Source organism: Carnobacterium sp., from assembly GCF_045617425.1.
Lineage (GTDB): Bacteria > Bacillota > Bacilli > Lactobacillales > Carnobacteriaceae > Carnobacterium_B.
The window spans coordinates 162,752-182,031 of the sequence record NZ_JAZLIO010000006.1; the positions used below are offsets into that span (position 1 = coordinate 162,752).

Sequence of the window (19,280 nt, forward strand, 5' to 3'; positions counted from 1 at the left end):
AATGGAGGAATTAAAATGAACGTATTCGAAGGACAATTAATTGCAACAGACTTAAAAGTGGGTATTGTGATTGCACGATTTAATGAGTTTATAGGATCAAAATTATTAAGTGGGGCTGTTGACGGATTAAAAAGACACGGCATGCTAGAGGAAGAAATCACAGTTGCGTGGGTTCCAGGAGCTTATGAAATTCCATTAGTTGCACAAAAAATGGCAGCTTCAGGAAAGTATGATGCTATTATTACTTTAGGGGCAGTCATTAAAGGGTCTACATCGCACTACGATTACGTCTGTTCTGAAGTTTCAAAAGGCGTAGCTTCAGCTGCCATGAACACAGGTGTACCCGTAATGTTTGGGGTCTTAACGACAGATAATATTGAGCAAGCTATTGAACGTGCCGGTACGAAAGCTGGAAATAAAGGGTATGAATCTGCAGTTTCAGCGATTGAAATGGCTAATTTATTGAAAGGCATGTAAGGTAGGATCATGGATGAAACAAGACTAAAGAACATTCAAACCATTATTTTTGATTACGATGGGACACTACATGACAGTACGGAAAACTATATTGCTGCTTTCAAAATGGCGTATAACTATTTGATCGAGAATAAAAAAGCTGTCCCAAAAGATTGGAAAGATGAAGAAATCACTAAATGGTTAGGGTATAGCAGTAAAGACATGTGGGAAAATTTCATGCCTAATTTAGATGCTGAATACCAAGCTACTGCTTCAAAAATCATAGGAGAAACATTGCTGGAAAAAGTTCTCGCAAAAGAAGCATCTCTTTATACGGGAGCTTTGGAAACGTTAGCTTACTTAAAAGATAAAGGATACCAACTTACCTTTTTAAGTAATTGTAGTGAAAAATATATGAATGCACATCGGCAAGCTTTCCAGTTAAATCAGTACTTTGAAGAGATGTATTGCACAGAAACATTTGAGTATATTGCCAAATACAAGATCTTTGAATTAATTGAAAAACAGTATAAAGAAGATTTTCTTATTGTAGGCGATCGCATACAGGATTTTGAAATTGGTCACTACCATAATCTAGTTAGCATAGGGTGTAATTATGGATTTGGGTCAGAAGAAGAACTGCAACAATCAGATCTAAGGATAAATGATATCCAAGAATTGCAAGACATTCTTTAGATAGGAAAACTTGAATAAGATAGTTGCTTTTTACGCAAGTGAGAAAAAAGATAGCCTCCAGTTTGTTCTAAACAAACTGAAGGCTATCTTTTTTATAAGGTGAATTTTACTAAACCTCTCCAACAAACGCCCAAGTCTTGCCGTTGTTTTTGGATTGATACAAGGCTTTGCTGCCGCCGTTATAATCGCCGTCTTGTCCTTGACCCACTTGGATAAACAGACTGTCACTTTCTTTATAGGGCATTTCCGGAAAATCGAAAGGAGCGTACTTCTCAGAATCGGTTAAAGGAACTTCGATTATGGGCAACTCTACTGGTTCAAAAGTGATACCGCCATCGGTCGTCAAATAAAGATCCGCATAACTGCCTCCACTGCGGGATAAACCAATGAAACCAAGATTTTTATCCATAAAAGTTATTCCCGATGAAACCCCTAGTTGACCTACAAATGGATCAGCATTGAAGACGTCCCAAGTATTTCCACCATCTGTGGTTTTGTTCAAGGTATAGAAACGTGAGCCTAACGCAGCATCTACTACAAATAGTTGATAACCAAGTTGTTCAGTTAAAAAATAAGTTTCGCTATCATTCATATTTTGATCTGTTGGAACGTCTCCAATTTCTGCAGGAGATACGGTTGGTGAATAGTCAACAAAACGTACCGGTGCAATCATGTTGTTATTTGGAGTATAAACAGAAATCGTGTAGCCAACAATTTCATTGAAGGCTGTTTCAATTGGAAAAGTATCGCCTTTTTCATCAAAATAAAAGACGCCTTCAGTATTGTATCCCCAACTACGAGAACCCGCATAATAGATACCAAGGGTTTCTTCATCCCAATTTTTCACAGTGTCTTTTATCGGAAGATTTTTTACTGCATCTAGCAATGGTTGAAGTCTCATCGTTTTCTCAAAAGTTGGATTGACATTTCCGTTCAAGGTCAAATTGAGGTCATCACTTTTTGAACTGTCATAATCAATCAAAAAGCTTTCCGTCTCGCCATCTTCATTTAAGCCATACAAAAAGCTGTATAAAGTAGTAATGTCACCTTGTTTATTAAAAGTCAATTCGACCTGATTACTAACATACAATTCTCCTGGCAAATCATAGTTTGTTTCAAGATCTTCAATCAATCCATTTAAACCATCTTCGTAAACATTATTATGAGCAAATGTAACATCACTAGACTGCAAGTAATCTTGAATCACAAAGGCTAATCGTCCTTGGGAATTGGTCCCACTTTGATAAAGGCTTATTCCAGCTGCAACTGTGATCAAAAGAAACGAATTCACACTGAACAGAAAAAGAAACTTGCTGCGTTTTATGGAACGGGAAGAAGTGGATTGCTTTTTATTGGTTTTCCATATGTACCAATAAAAGCCCCAGCCAACCCAAACAAATAGACTAAGAAAAATAATGAGGATAATGGGAGCTTTTTGAGCAACTCCGCCGTCTTGAGCAAGTGAACATAAGTAATAACATCCTATAGCGTATATCGCTACTGTTACAGGATTAAAAATAAACGCTTTTAATTTATAATTCTTGTTCTTCAAGTAAATTCCATCTCCAGTTGTGTAGTTTAATTTCTGCGGTAATGAGCTATAAGTGACCAAATAAGTGCAGTAAACGATTAAAAGAACAATACCAATAGATTATTCGTCTATAGAACAGTATACAATAAAATAAAATAGGACTACAGCCAGTTAGTAAAGATAAAGTAAAAATTATACTTGGCAAAATAAGGAGTTTATAGAAATCACTTGAATTATGATAAAGTGCACACTATTATGATGTATAAAGAACAATCCTATATTTGCAGATACTAGCGTAACCAAATTTACAAACATACATAATGAATTACAAGATTTTTCCTTTAAAAAATGTCGTAATTTTTTCAACTATCATTAAAAATAAAAAGCTATTCGTTCCCATGATTTTATGGAGTTGAGTCAGGAGTTGAATTATGAAAAAAGAATTTGTAGTCATTGGATTAGCAAGATTTGGAGGAAGTGTCTGTAAAGAGTTGCATCGTTTGGGTCATCAAGTTTTAGCGATAGATATAAAGGAAGAAAAAGTAAATGCAGTTTTAAACTATAGTGAAAAAGCTGTTATAGCGGATGCTTCCCGTGAAGAAGTTCTGAAGTCACTTGGAGTTGGAAACTTTGATTATGCTGTAGTCGCCATAGGAGACAACATGCAAGCTAGTATTATGTGTACCCTATTATTAAAAGAAATGGGAGTGAAAAATGTATGGGTAAAGGCTCAAGATGCTAATCATAAGAAAGTACTTGCGAAGATTGGTGCAGATAGAGTCATACAACCAGAATACGATATGGGAATTAGAGTTGCTAATCAAATGCAATCCGGAAAGCTTCAAGAGTATATAGAACTTTCTGAAGAGTATAGTATATCAGAATTAGACATTTCCAAAAGATTAGCGAATAAAACACTTAATGATTTAGATATCAGAGTGAAATATGGCTGTACTATTTTAGCCATAAAAAATGGAGAGAAGGTAAATATATCACCTTCAGCAGAAGATAAATTACACGAAGGCGATATGATTGTCGTTATGGGAAAAAACGATGATATAAAACGTTTCGAAGAGAAAGGATTGTAGATTGATGAACAAGGTTATTTTGAAAAGGTATTTAAAACAATCTACTAGTCGTTTAAATCCTTTGATAACAGTCGTTACAAGTTTTTTTATTCTTATTTTAGTTGGTACTGTATTATTAAAATTACCTATTGCGACTACGCAAACAATTTCATGGATAGATACGTTATTTACTGCTACTTCTGCAGTAACAGTTACAGGATTAATCGTAGTTGATACTGGTACAGCTTTTACGCTATTTGGACAAACGGTTATTATGTTCCTTATGCAACTTGGTGGATTAGGTCTGATGACATCTGCAGTTTTCATTTTTTTCATTTTCAGACGAAAAATTGGCATGCAACAAAGAAATCTTCTTAAAGCATCATTAAACCAAGATTCTTCAGGAGGAATTATTCGATTGGTTCGGTATTTATTAGTTTTTTCTTTCAGTATTGAACTAGTTGGATTTATTCTCTTGTCCATCAAATGGATTCCAGAGTTTGGATTTTCTAAGGGTGCCTTTTATAGTCTATTCCATACTGTTGCAGCCTTTAACAATGCTGGGTTTTCTCTATGGACAGATAATTTATCCAACTATGTAGGAGACCCTGTAGTTAATTTAACCATTACAAGCATGTTCATTTTAGGAGGAATAGGATTTACAGTTCTTTTAGATGTGTGGAATAAGAAAAAATTTAAGACATTAACTCTTCACTCAAAAGTTATGATCGTAGGTACATTAGTTATAAATGTGATTGCAATCCTTTCAATTTTTATTTTAGAATATTCCAATCCTCAAACTTTAGGTAATTTATCATTTGGAGATAAAGTATGGGGTGCTTATTTTCAAGGTTTGACTCCTAGAACAGCTGGTTTTAATTCTATTGATATAACTGCACTGACAGTACCCGCCATGCTGCTAACTTTGCTACTGATGTTTATTGGGGCAGGAAGTGCTTCAACTAGTAGTGGAATCAAGCTAAGCACTTTTATTATTTTACTTTTAACAACAATTACAATTTTAAAAGGTGGAGAAGAAGTGTCTTTGTTTGGGCGAAGGATAAAAAGTAATGCTGTTTTGAGAGCTTTTACTCTAACCATGATAAGTTTTTTATTGGTTTTTGTAGCGATTTTTATTTTAACGATAACTGAAAATGGATCATTTATTGCTATTGTTTTTGAAGTTGTTTCAGCATTTGGAACAGTAGGGCTTTCAGCTGGATTAACATCGGAACTATCAACAATAGGTAAATTTATTATCATGATTGTCATGTTCGTTGGACGTCTCGGTCCTGTTACGATTGCTTCTATATTGATAGCTAGAAAAGAAAATTCTTTATTGCGTTACCCTCAAGAAGATGTCTTTATAGGGTAGCATTAAGTTCCTATCAGCGTTTATTCTAAAAGATATATTGATTTTGAAACAGTTTTGAATGTTAAAAAAGCTTTCTGAAGTTGCAGCAATTAAACAAAATAACTCTCAATCAATTTTTAAAATAAATTATTGTAAATGAAAAATAGTGAAATACGAATAGGAGTGTTGAAATGCAAGTAGAATTTTTTCATGATGTCATCTGCAGTTTTTGTTTTCCAATGTCTTATCGTATGAGAAAAGTAGCTAAAAAGTATCCAAAATTAGAAATTATTCATCGTTCATTTGCTTTAGGGTGGGAGAAAGAACAGTTTATCCAACAATTTGGTTCTCATGAAGCAGTAAAACCTGAAGTGATCCATCATTGGGAATCGGCTAATCAGAATGATGAAGAGCATCGCTTCAACATTGATGGGATGAAAGAACACGATTTCTTATTTCCAACATCTAAGAATGGTTTAAAAGCCGCAAAAGCTGCGGGGATGATCGCGAATCAAGAAGCCTATTGGGCTGTTTTTGATGATTTGCAACAAGCTTTATTTGTAAAAAACAGAGATATTTCAGATACGAAGGTTATCGAAAGTGTTGTGAAACAAACTTCTATTGATTTTGATGCTTGGAAAACTCAATTTGAGAATCCAGAAACGGAGCAAGCTGTAATGGAAGATTTACAACGAGTGCAAGACTATGGTATCCAAGGAGCTCCTGCTATAGTGGTGAACCAAAAATATTTAATCAGCGGAGCACAACCGCAAGAAGTGATCGAACAGACTATTGAACAAATTGCTAAAGAAGAAGGATTTCAACTAAAAGGTTTAACCTTAATGGGAACAGATGCTGCAGCTTGTAACATGATAGATGGCAAATGGGTCTGTGACTAACAAATTTTTTAACATTAAAAAGTTTTGTAAACTATAGAAGAGAGCTTAAGTTATTTTTAGAAATTAGTTTTATACTGATTTTAAGAATTAACGATAAAGCTCTCTTTTTTTATGTTAAAAGGTCTTTTTTAAGGGAATGCATAGTGCAAATAAAAATGATTTTTAAAAGTTGTTTAGGGAAAACGTTTCCTAGAGCATAGTGATATTGTGTATACTAGAGATAGAGAGAAAACTTTGAACAGAAAACTAGTTGAAAATGAGTTGTGTAAACAAGAAAGAGGGGATATGTGGATGAATAAAGGGTTAAGAAGGTCGCTTAGTATTGGTTTAGCATTTTTATTTAGTATGACTTTTGGCGAAACAGTATTTGCAGAAAATCAATTATCGGATATGAGAATCGAAATCGAACTGCAAGAAGATGGATCGGGGATTGTTACAGAACATAGAAAGATGAATATGGACGATGGCACTGAATTGTACATCGTGTTAGATGATCTGCAAGATTCAGAATTGCTTGATTTCTCAGTAGCCGGTTATCAAGAGTTGGAACCCTGGAATCCAGATGCTTCACTAGAAGAAAAGGCAGGACAATACGGTATTGTAGGAACGGATACTGGGTTAGAACTGATTTGGGGAATTGGGGAATACGGAGAAAATGAATATGAAGTGACGTATACTTTATCAAACTTAGTCCGTGAATTAGAAGATGGGCAAGCCTTGTTATGGAATTTTGATACGTTTTCCGATATTCCAGCCGAAAATTTAACGGTTGAAGTTACAGGGTTTGAACCTTTAACAGAAGAAGATGTTCGCTTTTGGGGATTTGGTTTTGAAGGGGATATGCAATTAGAGGGCAACACGATCGTTTGGGAAGCTGAGGAAGAAGTAGACGACAGCAACGATGTAACAGTATTACTGCAATTTCCTCAAGGCTTATTCAATACACAAACTAGTGTAGATATGACTTTGGAAGAACAACGCGAAATGGCAATGGATGGTTCAGCATATAATGATGAGGCCACTTCTAACACATTACCTATCGTAATTATTTCTCTCGTAGCAGTTGCTGGTGGAGGAATCACAGCTTTTATTATCAAATATTCTAAGAAATTAAAACAAGCGAGAGAAGAAGCTGGACAAATGCGTACGGGAATACAAAGAATCAAGGAACACAAAGGAGTTGTCTTAGAAGAGATTCCTTATAAAGGAGAAGACTTTGCAGGAATTGCATATTTATTGCAAGACATGGACAAAGGTTATTTTGAAGATTATTTCTCAGCTTATTTACTGAGATGGTCATATGAAGAACGGATCCTTATTCACACCACTGAAACCAAATCATTATTTGGTGAAGGATTTGATACGGAAATAGAAATCCTACATTTTCAGGAAGAACGTGCACGTTATCCTCAGTCATTCAGTGACTTCGTTGCTCATCTAGAAACAAATGGTGAGACCTATGAAACTGGATTATGGTTGATGTTATTGGATGCTGCAAACGGTAACGGCTTTGTTAAAGACGATGATATGAAAAAATGGGCAAAAAAACATGCCAAAGAAGTAGGCAAATTTGCGGATTATTTGATTGACTACTCAAAAGAGTATTTAGAAAGAGAAGGACTTATTTCTTTTGGCAAAGTTGACGTATGGGGTGCAAAACATGAGGTATCTGTTGCCAGTCCTGAAGGCGACGAACTGTTTGATCGTTTGGTTCAATTTGATAACTATTTAGAAGAAATCGACTTAGAAGGTTTTGCGGACAACGCTAATCCATTTACATTTGAAGAATTTCTATTCTGGAATACCTTGTACTTTAGAAGTGAGGAAATAACAGATGAATTCAAGGAAATGATTCCGAATCCGAATGATGCCTCTGGAGATAACTCCTTCATCTATTATTATTGGTATTGGAACGGCATGACTGGATTTAGGCACAACTGGTCTAGTGGATTAGCAAGTGGTGGATTTAACTCAAGTGCTTCATCAGCAGCATCCGGAACAGGTGGCTCAACTTCCTTTGGTGGAGGTGGAGGTGCCGGTGGTGGAGGCGGCGGAGGGGCTCGATAGAATAGTCTCTTAATAGTTTGTGTACGTTAATGAATTTTAGATATAAAAAGACAAAATATCGTATAAAGATATTTTGTTTTTTTATTGTGATAGATTTAGGTTAATGAATGTCTAATCAAATCCTACATAGACTCTTTCATTTTGGATATTACAAGGTACTCCATTGCTATTAACGTATTGATAATTTGTTAATTTGATATGATCTGGGAAAAGTTGAATACCATCTATTTCTGTCAGTGGTTCGGCATATTGATAGAAATTATACCTTTTTTGCTTTCTTCCAGACTTTGTTTTACTATGAAGTATTTCATATCTAGGACTGTCTTTAACGATTTTAAAAGCACTAACGATCATGCCACTGCCAGGATAGACACCTAGGATATATTCTAGGTTGTTTGCTTTATCTAAACTCATGACCCAATCACCCAAGGTTCTTTTTTTCAAAGCTTCAGATTCAGGGTTATACATTTCTTCAGCTTTTAAATCTTTACTAGAATCAGATTTATCTTTAGTAGGCTTGATTTTCACAAACATAATTTTATGGGGTTTTAAATGATTAATATTAACGGGTTTTGGACTAAGTGCATCTTGTAACAATTCAACTCTTCCAAAAGTTTGCAAGGCTTCTTTCTGCCCAACAGAGCGATGTCCACTCATAATATTAGTCAATTTTTTCACGTTAAGTTTTTGGTCATCAATTAGTTTACAAAAATTAATAACCGCATTTTCTACGTGGAAGGCTTCATCTTCACTTAATCCAAAAGTCAAAATATATTTCTCAACTTCCATACCATTTGAATGAATAGTCTTTATTTCAGTTAATTTTTGCTTTTCCACAAGGTCATTGGAGAAGTCAGTTTTGAGATAATCTAATTCATGAGCAAATACTCTATTTTTTGTACCTTTACCAATATAAAAAATGGTATGGTCAATAGGATTAACTAAAATATAAACGTAATAGCGAAGCTGAGTAATAACTTCTTCTGTAAATCGATTCATTGTATTATTTCCTCCATGTCTACTATAAGGTGCTGAATAAGTTACTCATTAAGAAAAGGAAGTTGAAGAGCCACTTTCCATTCTAATTTCCGTTCTTGTGCTTTGCCATTATTTGCACCGCTAGTGGATAAACATTTTATAACAGTATAGTGTTCAAAAATAGTTGATTTTAAAATTTCTTGATAAGATTTATCTCCATTTGCAATGATAAGTTTGATAGAAGCTGTTGAAAATAATGCATCAAAATCATTTAATTTTGTTTGTTTAAAGTTACTATCTAAACTCCCAATTCTATCAAAATGACTATAAATATCCCATAGGCCAATTTGGTTTTGTACCAATAATTCCAACCTTTTTTCATAGTCAATTGGATCAGTAGTATTTAAAGATTCAGAAATGATTTTCCAAAATTGATTGCCTTTATTTGCATAGTATTGCTGCAATTCTAACGATTTTATACTTGGAGCACTGCCGAGTATTAAAATTTTAGTGTTTTCATCATAGATAGGTTCTAAACCACTGTTCATAATTTATACTCCTTAATAGTAAATTTATATTAGACACTATTTATATGTAAAATATAAATCAGTATCTTTCAATTGTATAGTAAAAAATGGAGAATTCCTATAGGGTTATTAGCGTTGTAATAGCTTTTGTATATTTGTTTTTTTTCTAAACGCAAGTTGCGCTTATACTTAAACCTGATAAGTAAAAATATGTAGTATAATTGACGCATAAGTTCAAATTGAAGTTTGAAAGGGTGAAACTAGTGTGGGAGAATAATCCGATACGAGTGCAAGTAAGAATTAAAGAACTGGCAATGGATTACGGTGTGATTTTGCTTTATCTTGTTTTTCTTCTTATGGCTAACTTAGTCTTTTATTTTCTAGTGTTAGACGGAATACCTGAATTTACAATCGTTCAATCCCAACTGATAGCGACGTTTGAATCGGTTGTTCCGATAGTGCTGATTTTCTCACTACTTGATTACAAGAAACCCTTTGGGACATACGGTAAGAGAAAAGCTGGTTTAAAAGTACAGTATAAAACGCCTTCGTTTTTTAGAAGTTTGGTTAGAAATAGCATTAAGTTTTTACCGTGGCAGCTTGCTCATATTGGGGTCATCGATGGTATTTATACGGAATTTACAACTTGGAATTCGATTATTTTTACAAATGCTGGAATTCTGTTTGCTATTATCCTATTGGTTATGGGGTTTTTTAGAAAAGATAAACGGCATTTAGGTGATTTAATAGCCGGAACTCAAGTTGTACCAATTAGGAGGGAATCATAAGTGGAACAGAATGTTGATGCTGAAGAAGTGATTAGAAGATGGGATGCTTTTGCTGATACGTACTCAAAAAATCACAACGAACAAGGGGATATTCATAAAGAAGTGTTTTTAAATCCTACTTTATTTTCTCTTATGGGCGAATTGAAAGATAAACAAGTTTTGGATGCAGGATGTGGCGAGGGGTATTTAAGCAGATTGTTGTCCAAGGCTGGATCAAATGTGACCGCTGTGGATTATTCTCCAAGAATGATTGAAATTGCACAGAAGAGAACGCCAGTTAACATGCAGATTAAGTATGTAAGAGGAAATTGTGAAAAGTTGGATACGCTCGAAGACAACAGTTTTGATTTGGTTGTGTCCAACATGGTGATACAAGATTTACCCAACTACGAAAATGCCTTTCAAGAAATGTTTCGTTTGTTGGTAGATGGTGGGAACTTTATCTTTTCAATTTTGCATCCTTGTTTTGTTACTCCTGAAAGTGGCTGGGAGAAAAAGGATAGTGGTGAAAAATTGCATTGGAACGTGGATCGTTATTTCTATGAAGGTGCCTACGAACAACGATTAGGAGATAAAGATAAAGTACTATTTTTCCACAGGACATTAACCAGTTATGTTGATACGTTAACTAAAGCAGGCTTTATGATAGAAAGTATAGTCGAACCGAAGCCATCAGAAATAATGTTGGAAAAATATCCGTCATTCGAAGAAGATTTGAGATGTGCTGATTTTATGGTGTTTAAGGCCATTAAGTTAAAAAGATAAAGTAAAAAGGACTTGAATATGCGAAATCATAGAGACTGCATGAGCTAAAGAAACATCTTTTAGCCTATGCAGTCTCTATTGTTATCCATTAGAGACACGATAATTCGTAAAATTAAGGGAATGTAGACTTTTTTAAAGGACAAACTATTTACTTTACTTACTTTTTGTAAAGTGATAAAATTAAAAATTAAGAACGTTAACAGAAAAGGATGAGATAAATAGTGAAAAAGAAAAAATGGATGCTAGCTGGAATCGCGGCAGTAGCATTATTTGTTAGTGCATGTGGAACGTCAACAAAAGAGGATGCCACTTCAACTGAAGGCGAAGATTTATTGCAGTCTGTTCAAGATGCTGGGGTATTGAAAGTCGGCGTAATGGGAACCTATCAACCGTACAACTTTATCAATGAAGATAAAGACATGGATGGGTTTGATGCAGATATCGCTAAAGAAATTGCCAAAGGATTAGATGTGGACATTGAATTTGTCTCTCAAGAATTTTCAGGAATGATTGCTGGATTGCAAACGGGTAAATTTGATATGGTTGCAAGTCAAATGACGATTACGGATGACCGTAAAAAAGAAATGTTATTCTCAGATCCATACATCACCAATCAAGTAAAAGTTATTGTGAAAGATGACAATACAGAGATTACTTCTGTAGAAGATTTTGTGGGTAAAGATATTGGAGTAGGTTTAGGAACAAATGATGAAACTTATTTGCGTAACGAATTGGTTCCGGAAGTTGGCGAGTTTAATATCCGCACATATGATGATGTAATTACTTCATTAAAAGATTTGGACTCTGGTCGAATCGACGCTACGATCAACAATATGTATGCTTTAAAACCAATCATTGAAGCAAATGGGTTGAAGATTAAAGCAGTTGGCGAACCAATCAAATCAGACCAAGCCGGAATTGCTGTTCAATTAGGCAATGAAGCCTTTATTGAAGAAGTAAATACTATTTTAGCTGATATTAAAGCAGACGGTACGTATGATGAAATCTTTATGAAATGGTTCGGTGAAGCACCACCAAAAGACTAAACATGAAGCAAGAATAAGTAGAAGAGAGGTACTTCTTTTATGGAAGTTTTAATACAGAATATCCCGTTCTTGTTGCAAGGAGCGTATTATACGTTATTGATTACGTTGGTTTCGATGTTTTTTGGTTCTCTGATTGGGATCATCGTAGCAATAGCCCGTTTGAAAGGCAATAAAGTGATACAAGCTGTTGCACGAGGGTATGTATCAATTATTCGAGGCACACCAACATTGGTTCAAATCATCATTATTTATTATGGTTTAGTTGATTTTGGAATTAGTTTAGATCCTTTGCCAGCTGCTTTTATTGCATTGAGTGTTAATAATGGAGCGTATTTATCTGAATCGATTCGTGGAGCGTTACAGTCGATTCCAAAAGGTCAAATGGAAGCTGCTTATGCAACAGGGATGACACCTTGGCAAGCGATGCGTCGGATTATTCTTCCGCAAGCCATTCGCATTGCTATCCCACCAGTAGGAAATACCTTTATTGGTATGTTGAAAGAAACGTCCTTAGTATCGGTCATCAGTGTAACGGAATTATTGCGTTCGGCTCAATTGCTGATCGCTCAATATTATAGTTATATGCCGTTTTACTTGGGAATCGCGGTCATTTACTGGATCATGAGCACGGTTTTTTCTTTCCTACTGAACAAGTTGGAAGCACGTATGTCAATCTATGAATAGTTGAGGGATTAACATGATTAAAATAAATGGATTAGTAAAATCGTTTGGAGCATTAGAAGTTTTAAAGTCTATTGATTTGCAAATTAGTTCTGGTGAAGTTGTGGTTATTTTGGGACCTAGTGGATCTGGAAAAAGCACCTTGTTGCGTTGCATGAATGGTCTTGAAGAACTAACAGCTGGAAGCATTGAAGTAAATGGCGTTGTTATGAACGCCGAGCAGTCTAAAAAAGAGCGTACCAAAAAAGTCCGTGAAGCACGTTTGCATACAGGAATGGTTTTTCAACAATTTAACTTGTATCCACATAAAACGGCATTGGGAAATGTAACGGAAGCGTTGATCACAGTTAAGAAAATGGATAAAACTAAAGCAAACCAACTTGGCGAAAAAATGTTGGAACAAGTAGGATTATCAGATAAAAAAGATGAATTTCCTTCTAGATTATCAGGTGGACAACAGCAGCGTGTAGCCATTTCACGTGCGCTAGCTATGGACCCAACTGTGATGTTATTCGATGAGCCAACGTCTTCGTTGGACCCTGAATTAGTCGATGAAGTTTTGACAGTTATTAAAGAATTGGCTAAAGAAGGTCGAACAATGGTTATCGTGACACATGAAATGCAATTTGCACGTGAAGTGGCAGACCGTGTGATTTTTATGGCAGACGGTATTATCGTTGAACAAAATGACCCTGAAGCCTTTTTTACACAACCAAAAACAGAGCGTGCTAGAAGGTTTTTAAAAATGGAAGAATTAGAACATAGAGAAGAGGTAAAATGATGATTGTAACAACAACATGGAATAAGGGTCGTAAGTTTACCGCTAAAGGCGATTCAGGTTTTGAACTAAATATGGATGCTACACCAGCTTATGGTGGAGTAGGAGAGGGAGCAACACCAACAGAAATGTTGTTGGCTTCTTTGGCAGGCTGTATTGGAATCGATGCAACGATGATTTTAAATCCGCATTTGGACAAAATTGAGAAACTTGAAATCATTACTGACGGAACCCGCAGAGAAGAAGCTCCTAAAGACTTTACCGCTATGAATGTTACCTTTGTAGTAGACGGTACAGTAAATAGCGACAAAATCTGGCGTGCTATTCGCTTAAGCGAAGAAAAATATTGCACCGTTTCGAACTCTTTAAAAGGTGAAATCACGTATGATGTAGTATTGAATGGCGAAAAATTAGCAAGAGAATTGTAAGAAAAAATACTCGTTACCCTTAGTGTTACAAGGGGAGCGGGTATTTTTTTGTGACTAATAAATCATTCATAGTGTATTATTTTTCTAATCTTTTTTCAGTGGTGGATAGAAAGTTTTCTAAAGCTTCAGAACTATTAATGTTCATTCTTTCAGCTAGAACAATCAACCACCACATGGTTTCACCAATTTTTAACTCTAAATCAGTTTCGTTTGTTGAGCTACTAGGCCAACGTTCTTGTTGGGCCATAGTTAAACGGCCAACTAAACCAGCGTCGGTCAGAAATGCTAATGCATCTTCTTCAACAGTCCAAATATCCTCATGGTGCTTTATCTCCAACTCATGGTAACGTGCTCGTAATTTTTTAGAGCGTTCAACTAATTCACTAGACCTTGTTTCATCCATAGAAAGCCCTCCATTTCATCTATCAGTTCTTTATGAAACTTTAAGGTTTTAGTATAGCACAGTAAGCCTAAGTTCGATTAACTCAAAGCCGTTTTCCATTTGAGTTGATGCAATGAGCTCTAGTTCGGTTAACTCAAGGCCGTTTTCCATTTGAGTTGACGTAACGAGCTCTAGTTTGGTTAACTCAAAGCCATTTTCCATTTGAGTTGATGCAATGAGCTCTAGTTCGGTGAACTCAAGGCCATTTTCCATTTGAGTTGACGCAACGAGCTCTAGTTCGGTTACTCAAATGCATATTCCACTTGAATTGATACAAGGAGCCTTAATTTGATTAACTCAAGTCCTGATTTCATTTAAATAGTTTCAAAATATCTCCTATTGAATAAGGTAGACCAAAAACAAGGAAAGTGACTAGTCTTTACACCCCTCACATATAGTTTACATAAACTTTAAAAAAAACAATTGGAATTTACGGAGCATTTACAGAGAATCTACATGCCTATGATAGAGTAGAAAAGTAAGGAAAAGGAAGTTTATTAGCAATGGAGGTAATTTTGTGCAGGTTAAATTTGAAGATATCACAATGGCTTATGGAGAAAAAAATGTACTCCAAAATATCAATTTTGTCATCCCTGAGCATTCTTTGGTTTCTATCCTTGGACCAAGCGGTTGTGGAAAATCAACGACACTAATGTTGATTTCTGGACTGACCACTCCTTCAGAAGGCAAAATTTATTTTGGTGAAAAAGAAGTGACCAAAGCGGATGCTGTAAAACGAAAAGTAGGAATGGTTTTTCAGAATTATGCGTTATATCCTCATTTATCCGTATTAGAAAATATCATGTTTCCTTTGAAAATGGCAAAAATGTCTAAAAATGAACGAATAACCAGAGCGATGGATTTAGCGAAGTTGGTCAAAATCCAAGATCATGTGGATAAAAAACCGAAACAGCTCTCAGGGGGACAGCAACAACGGGTAGCGATAGCACGTGCGTTAGCTAAAGAGCCTTCTATATTACTGATGGATGAGCCGTTATCGAATTTGGATGCACGATTGAGGATTGAAATGCGAGAAGAGATTCGCCGTATACAACAAGAAACAAATGTGACGACTGTTTTTGTGACACATGATCAAGAAGAGGCTTTAAGCATCTCCGATCAAGTAATGGTTTTAAATGATGGAGCTATTCAGCAAATCAGTGAGCCTCAACCATTGTATGAACGCCCAGTTAATTTATTTGTAGCGAAGTTCTTGGGAACTCCGATCATCAATACCTTTTCTGTGGATGAACAACAAGTCAATTGGTCCAACTTATCTAGCGCTTTGAGTTTTAATCCAACTTTCCATTCTATTGGAGTTCGTGCAGAGAATTTTAAAGAAGCTGCAAGTGAATCTCAAGCTTTTATCAGCGGTCAGATTCGACACATCGAGCGAGTAGGCAAAGATGTTTCAATCAAAATCAAATGTGGAATGAAAGAAGTGATTGCTACTAGTCTTTCTGGGAATTATAAAGAAGGAGATAATGTCCATTTGACAGCAGATGTACAAGATATTCTGCATTTTGATAAACAAGGGAATACGATGGTATTGGAGGAGGCTGTTGTTGGATGATTGAAAAACCAACTCTAAAAAGTACCTTGAGGGCGTGGATTTATATTGCTCCGATGATGCTGATTATCGGCGTATTCAATATTTATCCGATCCTTAAATCACTCGCTATGAGTTTTTACTCTGATTACAACTTTTATCAAGATGTTGTCTATGCCTATGGCTGGGATAATTTTATCCGAATTTTTAATGACCCAAATTTCTTTTTAGCAATCAAAAATACATTCATCTTTGTGTTGGGCGTTGTTCCTTTATCGATTATGTTGTCACTGGGTATTGCCTTGCTGTTGCATAATGTACAGTTTTTATCAGGATTTTTTAGGTCTATTTATTTCTTGCCATTTGTTACCAGTACGGTTGCTATCTCAATTGTCTGGAATTGGATCTACCATTCCAGATATGGTTTGATGAATTATTTTCTAGGCCTATTCGGAGTGAACCCAATCAATTGGATAACGGATCCAAAATATTCCATGTTGGCATTGGTCATTATGGCTATCTGGAAAGGACTAGGCTTCAATATTATTTTGTTTCTCGTAGGATTGAACAATATTGATAAAGGATATTACTCGGCAGCTAAGGTTGATGGAGCCTCTGATTTGCAACGGTTTACTAATATCACAGTTCCGTTGCTAGGACCAACGACGTTTTTGGTGACAGTTATGGGAGTTATCAGTAGCTTCAAAGTATTTGACGAAGTGTATTCGCTTTTTCAAGGGAGACCAGGACCAGGGAATTCAGCGTTGACAGTAGTTTATTATATTTATGAAAAATTTTATACCGAATACCAATATGGTGTTGCCGCAGCCGCTGGAATTGTTTTGTTCCTAATTATCTTAGTGGTTACGCTTATTCAAATGGCTTACAACAAGAGATTTGTTCATTACTAAGAAAGGGGGAGAATAATGAAGGAGTTATCCAATAAAGCTATTCCAAAAGTATCACGTTCACTTTTGGCTGATTTTTCCAAAGAACGCGAGAACACAGATATTGGAAGCAAAGTAAAAAAAAGCATCCTCTATACTCTATTGGTAGCAGGAGCAGCCACTATGCTGATTCCTTTTATCTGGATGGTTTCAACATCCTTAAAGTCACCAGGAGAAACGGTTGCTATGCCGCCGGTTTGGATCCCCGATAGCTTGCAGATTGGAAATTACGCTGCTGCTTTCGATGCTGCTCCCTTTGGCCGTTATTTTTTAAATAGCGTGCTTGTAACAGTTCTTTCAACAGTAGGTGAACTAGTTACAACAATTTTGGCTGCCTTTGCCTTTGCTAAAATTGAATTTTATGGCAAAAATGTTTTGTTTACATTATTGATTGCGACGATGATGGTCCCAGGTGAAATCCTAATCATACCTAATTTTGTTACACTATCCAATATGGGGTTGATTAATACATACGCGGCACTAATCGTTCCCTATCTAGCAAGTGTTTTTTCAGTATTTATGTTGAAGCAAAGTTTTCAATCGGTTCCAAAAGAATTGCATTATGCAGCTAAAGTAGATGGTTGTAGTGATTTTCGTTTTTTATGGACGATAATGGTTCCGTTGGCTAAATCGTCAATTGTAGCCATTACCATTTTGAAAATTATTGGAAGTTGGAATGCATTTATGTGGCCTTTGATTGTGACCAATGATCGTGCATTACGTACATTGCCCGTTGGTCTGCAGGCTTTTACGACTGAAGCTGGAACGCAATACGAACTTCTGATGGCGGCTGCAACGATTGTTGTGATTCCGATGGTTATTGTGTATCTTTTTCTCCAGAAATATATCATTATGGGGATTTCAAAAAGTGGACTAAAAGGGTAATTCATTTAAGGGTGTAAGCAATTTAAAAAATAGAATTAGAGGAGAATGACAGATGAGCAAAAAAAGGAATTGGTTAACATTTGGTACAGGTTTACTGCTTTCAAGCAGTCTTTTATTGGCCGCTTGTGGATCAGGAAATGAAGAAGCAGATGCAGGGGGATCAACTAAAGCAACTGAAGGTACAGAAGAAACTGAGATTACTTTTTGGCATGCGATGAATGGTCCACATCAAGAAGCGATTACAGCTTTGACGGAAGAGTTTAATGATTCTCAAGAATTATATACCGTAGAAGAAATGAACCAAGGAGACTATGAAACGCTTGAACAGTCCATTATGGCCTCAGGTGTTTCGGGAGATCTTCCTACATTGTCTCAACTAACTCCTGGTTTAGTACCGGATTTGGCGACCAACGAATTGCTTTTGCCACTGGATGATATTCTAACAGGGGAAAATGGCTTTACACAAGAAGAATTGGATGATATCTACCCAGGATTTATGGAAAGCTCTGTTTATAATGAGCAAACTTATGCTATACCTTTTTCAAAGTCAACGCGTGTCATGTACTACAACCAAGATTTGTTGGATGAATATGGGGTAGAAGTACCGACTACTTGGAAAGACGTAAAAGCCTTAGGTGAAAAAATGGTTGCTGCTGGGGATGACAGTATTGCCATGGGACTTGAAAATGCTTTTGAAATGGAATACGAAACGATGGCTCGTCAAAATGGTTCAACATTCATTGATGGTGAAACATTAGAAGTAGATATTGATTCTCCAGAAAGTGTTGAAACACTGGAATTTTTAATGGGATTAATTGATGATGGTCATGCTCGCACAGCTGGCGAAGATGGTTTCTTTTCAGGTCCATTTGCTCGTGGGGAAAGTGCTTTGTACATTGGATCTAGTGCTGGTCTAGCACATGTTGGACCTGTTGCTGAAGAAAATGGGATCAACTGGAGCACGGCTGAACTGCCAACGTACAATGATACTCCTTTAACTATTTTTGCCGGTAATGATCTAGGTGTCTTTTCTTCTGCTACTGAAGAAGAACAAGAAGCTGCAGTTGCGTTCCTAAGCTTCTTATTAGAACCAGAAAATACAGCTTACTGGTCTATGGAAACAGGTTATGTCCCAATCAGTAAAGCTGCTTTAGAAGTTCCAGAATACAAAACTTACTTAGAAGAAAATCCAACAGCAGAAGCAGCAACTCTTGAATTAGACTATGGAATCTCTGCACCTTCATTTGTGGGATATGGCGAATACCGTAATGAGTTATTGAACACGATGGATGATGTTTTAGTAAATGATGCTGATGAGCAAGAAGCATTAACAGAGCTGAATAAGAAGACAGAAGAAATCATTTCAACTAATAAGAATTAAAGAGGAGACTTAAAC

At 36.0% G+C, this 19,280-nt stretch carries 20 protein-coding genes; 16 read left to right on the top strand and 4 right to left on the bottom strand.

Features of this window, described 5'->3' with window-relative positions; translation table 11 throughout:
• Positions 1-15: 15 nt before the first annotated feature.
• Positions 16-477 carry a 6,7-dimethyl-8-ribityllumazine synthase gene (gene ribE, locus ACKI3H_RS02970; protein WP_407370794.1) on the top strand — a complete coding sequence of 154 codons (462 nt, stop codon included), beginning with the start codon at positions 16-18 and terminating at the stop codon, positions 475-477.
• Positions 478-486: 9 nt separating this feature from the next.
• Complete coding sequence (locus ACKI3H_RS02975; protein ID WP_407370795.1) at positions 487-1,152, top strand: HAD family hydrolase; 666 nt, start codon at positions 487-489, stop codon at positions 1,150-1,152.
• A 109-nt stretch (positions 1,153-1,261) separates the two neighbouring features.
• Here the strand turns inward: ACKI3H_RS02975 and ACKI3H_RS02980 are convergent, their stop codons facing one another.
• A complete protein-coding gene (locus ACKI3H_RS02980) occupies positions 1,262-2,704 on the bottom strand; it encodes a hypothetical protein (protein WP_407370796.1) in 1,443 nt (480 codons plus the stop codon).
• A gap of 410 nt (positions 2,705-3,114) precedes the next feature.
• Here ACKI3H_RS02980 and ACKI3H_RS02985 point away from each other — a divergent pair, with 410 nt between their 5' ends.
• The 4 genes from ACKI3H_RS02985 (at position 3,115) to ACKI3H_RS03000 (ending at position 8,070) form a co-directional block, all read left to right on the top strand.
• Positions 3,115-3,771 carry a potassium channel family protein gene (locus ACKI3H_RS02985; protein ID WP_407370797.1) on the top strand — a complete coding sequence of 219 codons (657 nt, stop codon included), beginning with the start codon at positions 3,115-3,117 and terminating at the stop codon, positions 3,769-3,771.
• 4 nt (positions 3,772-3,775) lie between these two features.
• Positions 3,776-5,125: a TrkH family potassium uptake protein gene (locus tag ACKI3H_RS02990; RefSeq protein ID WP_407370798.1), complete on the top strand. Its 1,350-nt coding sequence runs from the start codon at positions 3,776-3,778 to the stop codon at positions 5,123-5,125.
• A gap of 170 nt (positions 5,126-5,295) precedes the next feature.
• The gene (locus tag ACKI3H_RS02995) at positions 5,296-6,003 is read left to right on the top strand and encodes a DsbA family protein (protein ID WP_407370799.1); all 708 of its coding nucleotides are present in this window, start codon (positions 5,296-5,298) and stop codon (positions 6,001-6,003) included.
• 234 nt (positions 6,004-6,237) lie between these two features.
• Positions 6,238-8,070, top strand: coding sequence for a DUF2207 domain-containing protein (locus ACKI3H_RS03000; RefSeq protein ID WP_407370800.1), 1,833 nt, complete (start codon positions 6,238-6,240; stop codon positions 8,068-8,070).
• Positions 8,071-8,181: 111 nt separating this feature from the next.
• Here the strand turns inward: ACKI3H_RS03000 and ACKI3H_RS03005 are convergent, their stop codons facing one another.
• Together ACKI3H_RS03005 and ACKI3H_RS03010 are read right to left on the bottom strand one after the other, a co-directional pair.
• The gene (locus ACKI3H_RS03005; RefSeq protein ID WP_407370801.1) at positions 8,182-9,069 is read right to left on the bottom strand and encodes an LEM-3-like GIY-YIG domain-containing protein; all 888 of its coding nucleotides are present in this window, start codon (positions 9,067-9,069) and stop codon (positions 8,182-8,184) included.
• A gap of 41 nt (positions 9,070-9,110) precedes the next feature.
• Entirely contained in the window at positions 9,111-9,596 is a 486-nt protein-coding gene (locus ACKI3H_RS03010; protein WP_407370802.1) for a DNA-deoxyinosine glycosylase, read from the bottom strand.
• Positions 9,597-9,829: 233 nt separating this feature from the next.
• Between ACKI3H_RS03010 and ACKI3H_RS03015 the strand changes: the two genes are divergently transcribed.
• The 6 genes from ACKI3H_RS03015 to ACKI3H_RS03040 all read left to right on the top strand — a co-directional run bounded on the left by ACKI3H_RS03015 (position 9,830) and on the right by ACKI3H_RS03040 (position 14,061).
• Complete coding sequence (locus tag ACKI3H_RS03015; RefSeq protein ID WP_407370803.1) at positions 9,830-10,363, top strand: RDD family protein; 534 nt, start codon at positions 9,830-9,832, stop codon at positions 10,361-10,363.
• Positions 10,364-11,128 carry a class I SAM-dependent methyltransferase gene (locus tag ACKI3H_RS03020; protein ID WP_407370804.1) on the top strand — a complete coding sequence of 255 codons (765 nt, stop codon included), beginning with the start codon at positions 10,364-10,366 and terminating at the stop codon, positions 11,126-11,128. It begins immediately after the preceding gene.
• A 221-nt stretch (positions 11,129-11,349) separates the two neighbouring features.
• Complete coding sequence (locus ACKI3H_RS03025) at positions 11,350-12,174, top strand: transporter substrate-binding domain-containing protein (RefSeq protein ID WP_407370805.1); 825 nt, start codon at positions 11,350-11,352, stop codon at positions 12,172-12,174.
• A 39-nt stretch (positions 12,175-12,213) separates the two neighbouring features.
• Positions 12,214-12,858 carry an amino acid ABC transporter permease gene (locus tag ACKI3H_RS03030; RefSeq protein WP_332495118.1) on the top strand — a complete coding sequence of 215 codons (645 nt, stop codon included), beginning with the start codon at positions 12,214-12,216 and terminating at the stop codon, positions 12,856-12,858.
• A gap of 13 nt (positions 12,859-12,871) precedes the next feature.
• Positions 12,872-13,636 (top strand): amino acid ABC transporter ATP-binding protein, encoded by a 765-nt coding sequence (locus tag ACKI3H_RS03035; protein WP_407370806.1) that lies wholly within the window; start codon positions 12,872-12,874, stop codon positions 13,634-13,636.
• Positions 13,636-14,061: an OsmC family protein gene (locus ACKI3H_RS03040; RefSeq protein WP_407370807.1), complete on the top strand. Its 426-nt coding sequence runs from the start codon at positions 13,636-13,638 to the stop codon at positions 14,059-14,061. The genes ACKI3H_RS03035 and ACKI3H_RS03040 overlap by 1 nt, the downstream gene beginning before the upstream one ends.
• A gap of 76 nt (positions 14,062-14,137) precedes the next feature.
• On the opposite strand, the gene ACKI3H_RS03045 is transcribed toward ACKI3H_RS03040, so the two are convergent.
• Positions 14,138-14,464 (bottom strand): MazG-like protein, encoded by a 327-nt coding sequence (locus ACKI3H_RS03045; protein WP_407370808.1) that lies wholly within the window; start codon positions 14,462-14,464, stop codon positions 14,138-14,140.
• A 556-nt stretch (positions 14,465-15,020) separates the two neighbouring features.
• On the opposite strand from ACKI3H_RS03045, the gene ACKI3H_RS03050 reads away from it, so the two are divergent.
• From ACKI3H_RS03050 to ACKI3H_RS03065, 4 genes are all read left to right on the top strand, one after another.
• Positions 15,021-16,076 (top strand): ABC transporter ATP-binding protein, encoded by a 1,056-nt coding sequence (locus ACKI3H_RS03050; RefSeq protein WP_407370809.1) that lies wholly within the window; start codon positions 15,021-15,023, stop codon positions 16,074-16,076.
• Complete coding sequence (locus ACKI3H_RS03055; RefSeq protein ID WP_407370810.1) at positions 16,073-16,963, top strand: carbohydrate ABC transporter permease; 891 nt, start codon at positions 16,073-16,075, stop codon at positions 16,961-16,963. Before ACKI3H_RS03050 ends, ACKI3H_RS03055 begins: the two co-directional genes overlap by 4 nt.
• A gap of 99 nt (positions 16,964-17,062) precedes the next feature.
• Complete coding sequence (locus tag ACKI3H_RS03060; RefSeq protein ID WP_407370863.1) at positions 17,063-17,884, top strand: carbohydrate ABC transporter permease; 822 nt, start codon at positions 17,063-17,065, stop codon at positions 17,882-17,884.
• Between the two features lie 52 nt (positions 17,885-17,936).
• Positions 17,937-19,265, top strand: a complete 1,329-nt coding sequence (locus tag ACKI3H_RS03065; protein ID WP_407370811.1) for an ABC transporter substrate-binding protein — start codon at positions 17,937-17,939, stop codon at positions 19,263-19,265.
• Positions 19,266-19,280 lie beyond the last annotated feature (15 nt).

Excerpts from the sequence above, each read along its gene's own strand:
- ACKI3H_RS02990 (WP_407370798.1), top strand. The coding sequence starts at position 3,776 with ATGAACAAGGTTATTTTGAAAAGGTATTTAAAACAATCTACTAGTCGT.
- ACKI3H_RS03055 (WP_407370810.1), top strand. The coding sequence starts at position 16,073 with ATGATTGAAAAACCAACTCTAAAAAGTACCTTGAGGGCGTGGATTTAT.
- ACKI3H_RS02975 (WP_407370795.1), top strand. The coding sequence starts at position 487 with ATGGATGAAACAAGACTAAAGAACATTCAAACCATTATTTTTGATTAC.
- ACKI3H_RS03005 (WP_407370801.1), bottom strand. The coding sequence starts at position 9,069 with ATGAATCGATTTACAGAAGAAGTTATTACTCAGCTTCGCTATTACGTT.
- ribE (WP_407370794.1), top strand. The coding sequence starts at position 16 with ATGAACGTATTCGAAGGACAATTAATTGCAACAGACTTAAAAGTGGGT.
- ACKI3H_RS03045 (WP_407370808.1), bottom strand. The coding sequence starts at position 14,464 with ATGGATGAAACAAGGTCTAGTGAATTAGTTGAACGCTCTAAAAAATTA.
- ACKI3H_RS03040 (WP_407370807.1), top strand. The coding sequence starts at position 13,636 with ATGATTGTAACAACAACATGGAATAAGGGTCGTAAGTTTACCGCTAAA.
- ACKI3H_RS02985 (WP_407370797.1), top strand. The coding sequence starts at position 3,115 with ATGAAAAAAGAATTTGTAGTCATTGGATTAGCAAGATTTGGAGGAAGT.
- ACKI3H_RS03010 (WP_407370802.1), bottom strand. The coding sequence starts at position 9,596 with ATGAACAGTGGTTTAGAACCTATCTATGATGAAAACACTAAAATTTTA.
- ACKI3H_RS03030 (WP_332495118.1), top strand. The coding sequence starts at position 12,214 with ATGGAAGTTTTAATACAGAATATCCCGTTCTTGTTGCAAGGAGCGTAT.
- ACKI3H_RS03035 (WP_407370806.1), top strand. The coding sequence starts at position 12,872 with ATGATTAAAATAAATGGATTAGTAAAATCGTTTGGAGCATTAGAAGTT.
- ACKI3H_RS02995 (WP_407370799.1), top strand. The coding sequence starts at position 5,296 with ATGCAAGTAGAATTTTTTCATGATGTCATCTGCAGTTTTTGTTTTCCA.
- ACKI3H_RS03065 (WP_407370811.1), top strand. The coding sequence starts at position 17,937 with ATGAGCAAAAAAAGGAATTGGTTAACATTTGGTACAGGTTTACTGCTT.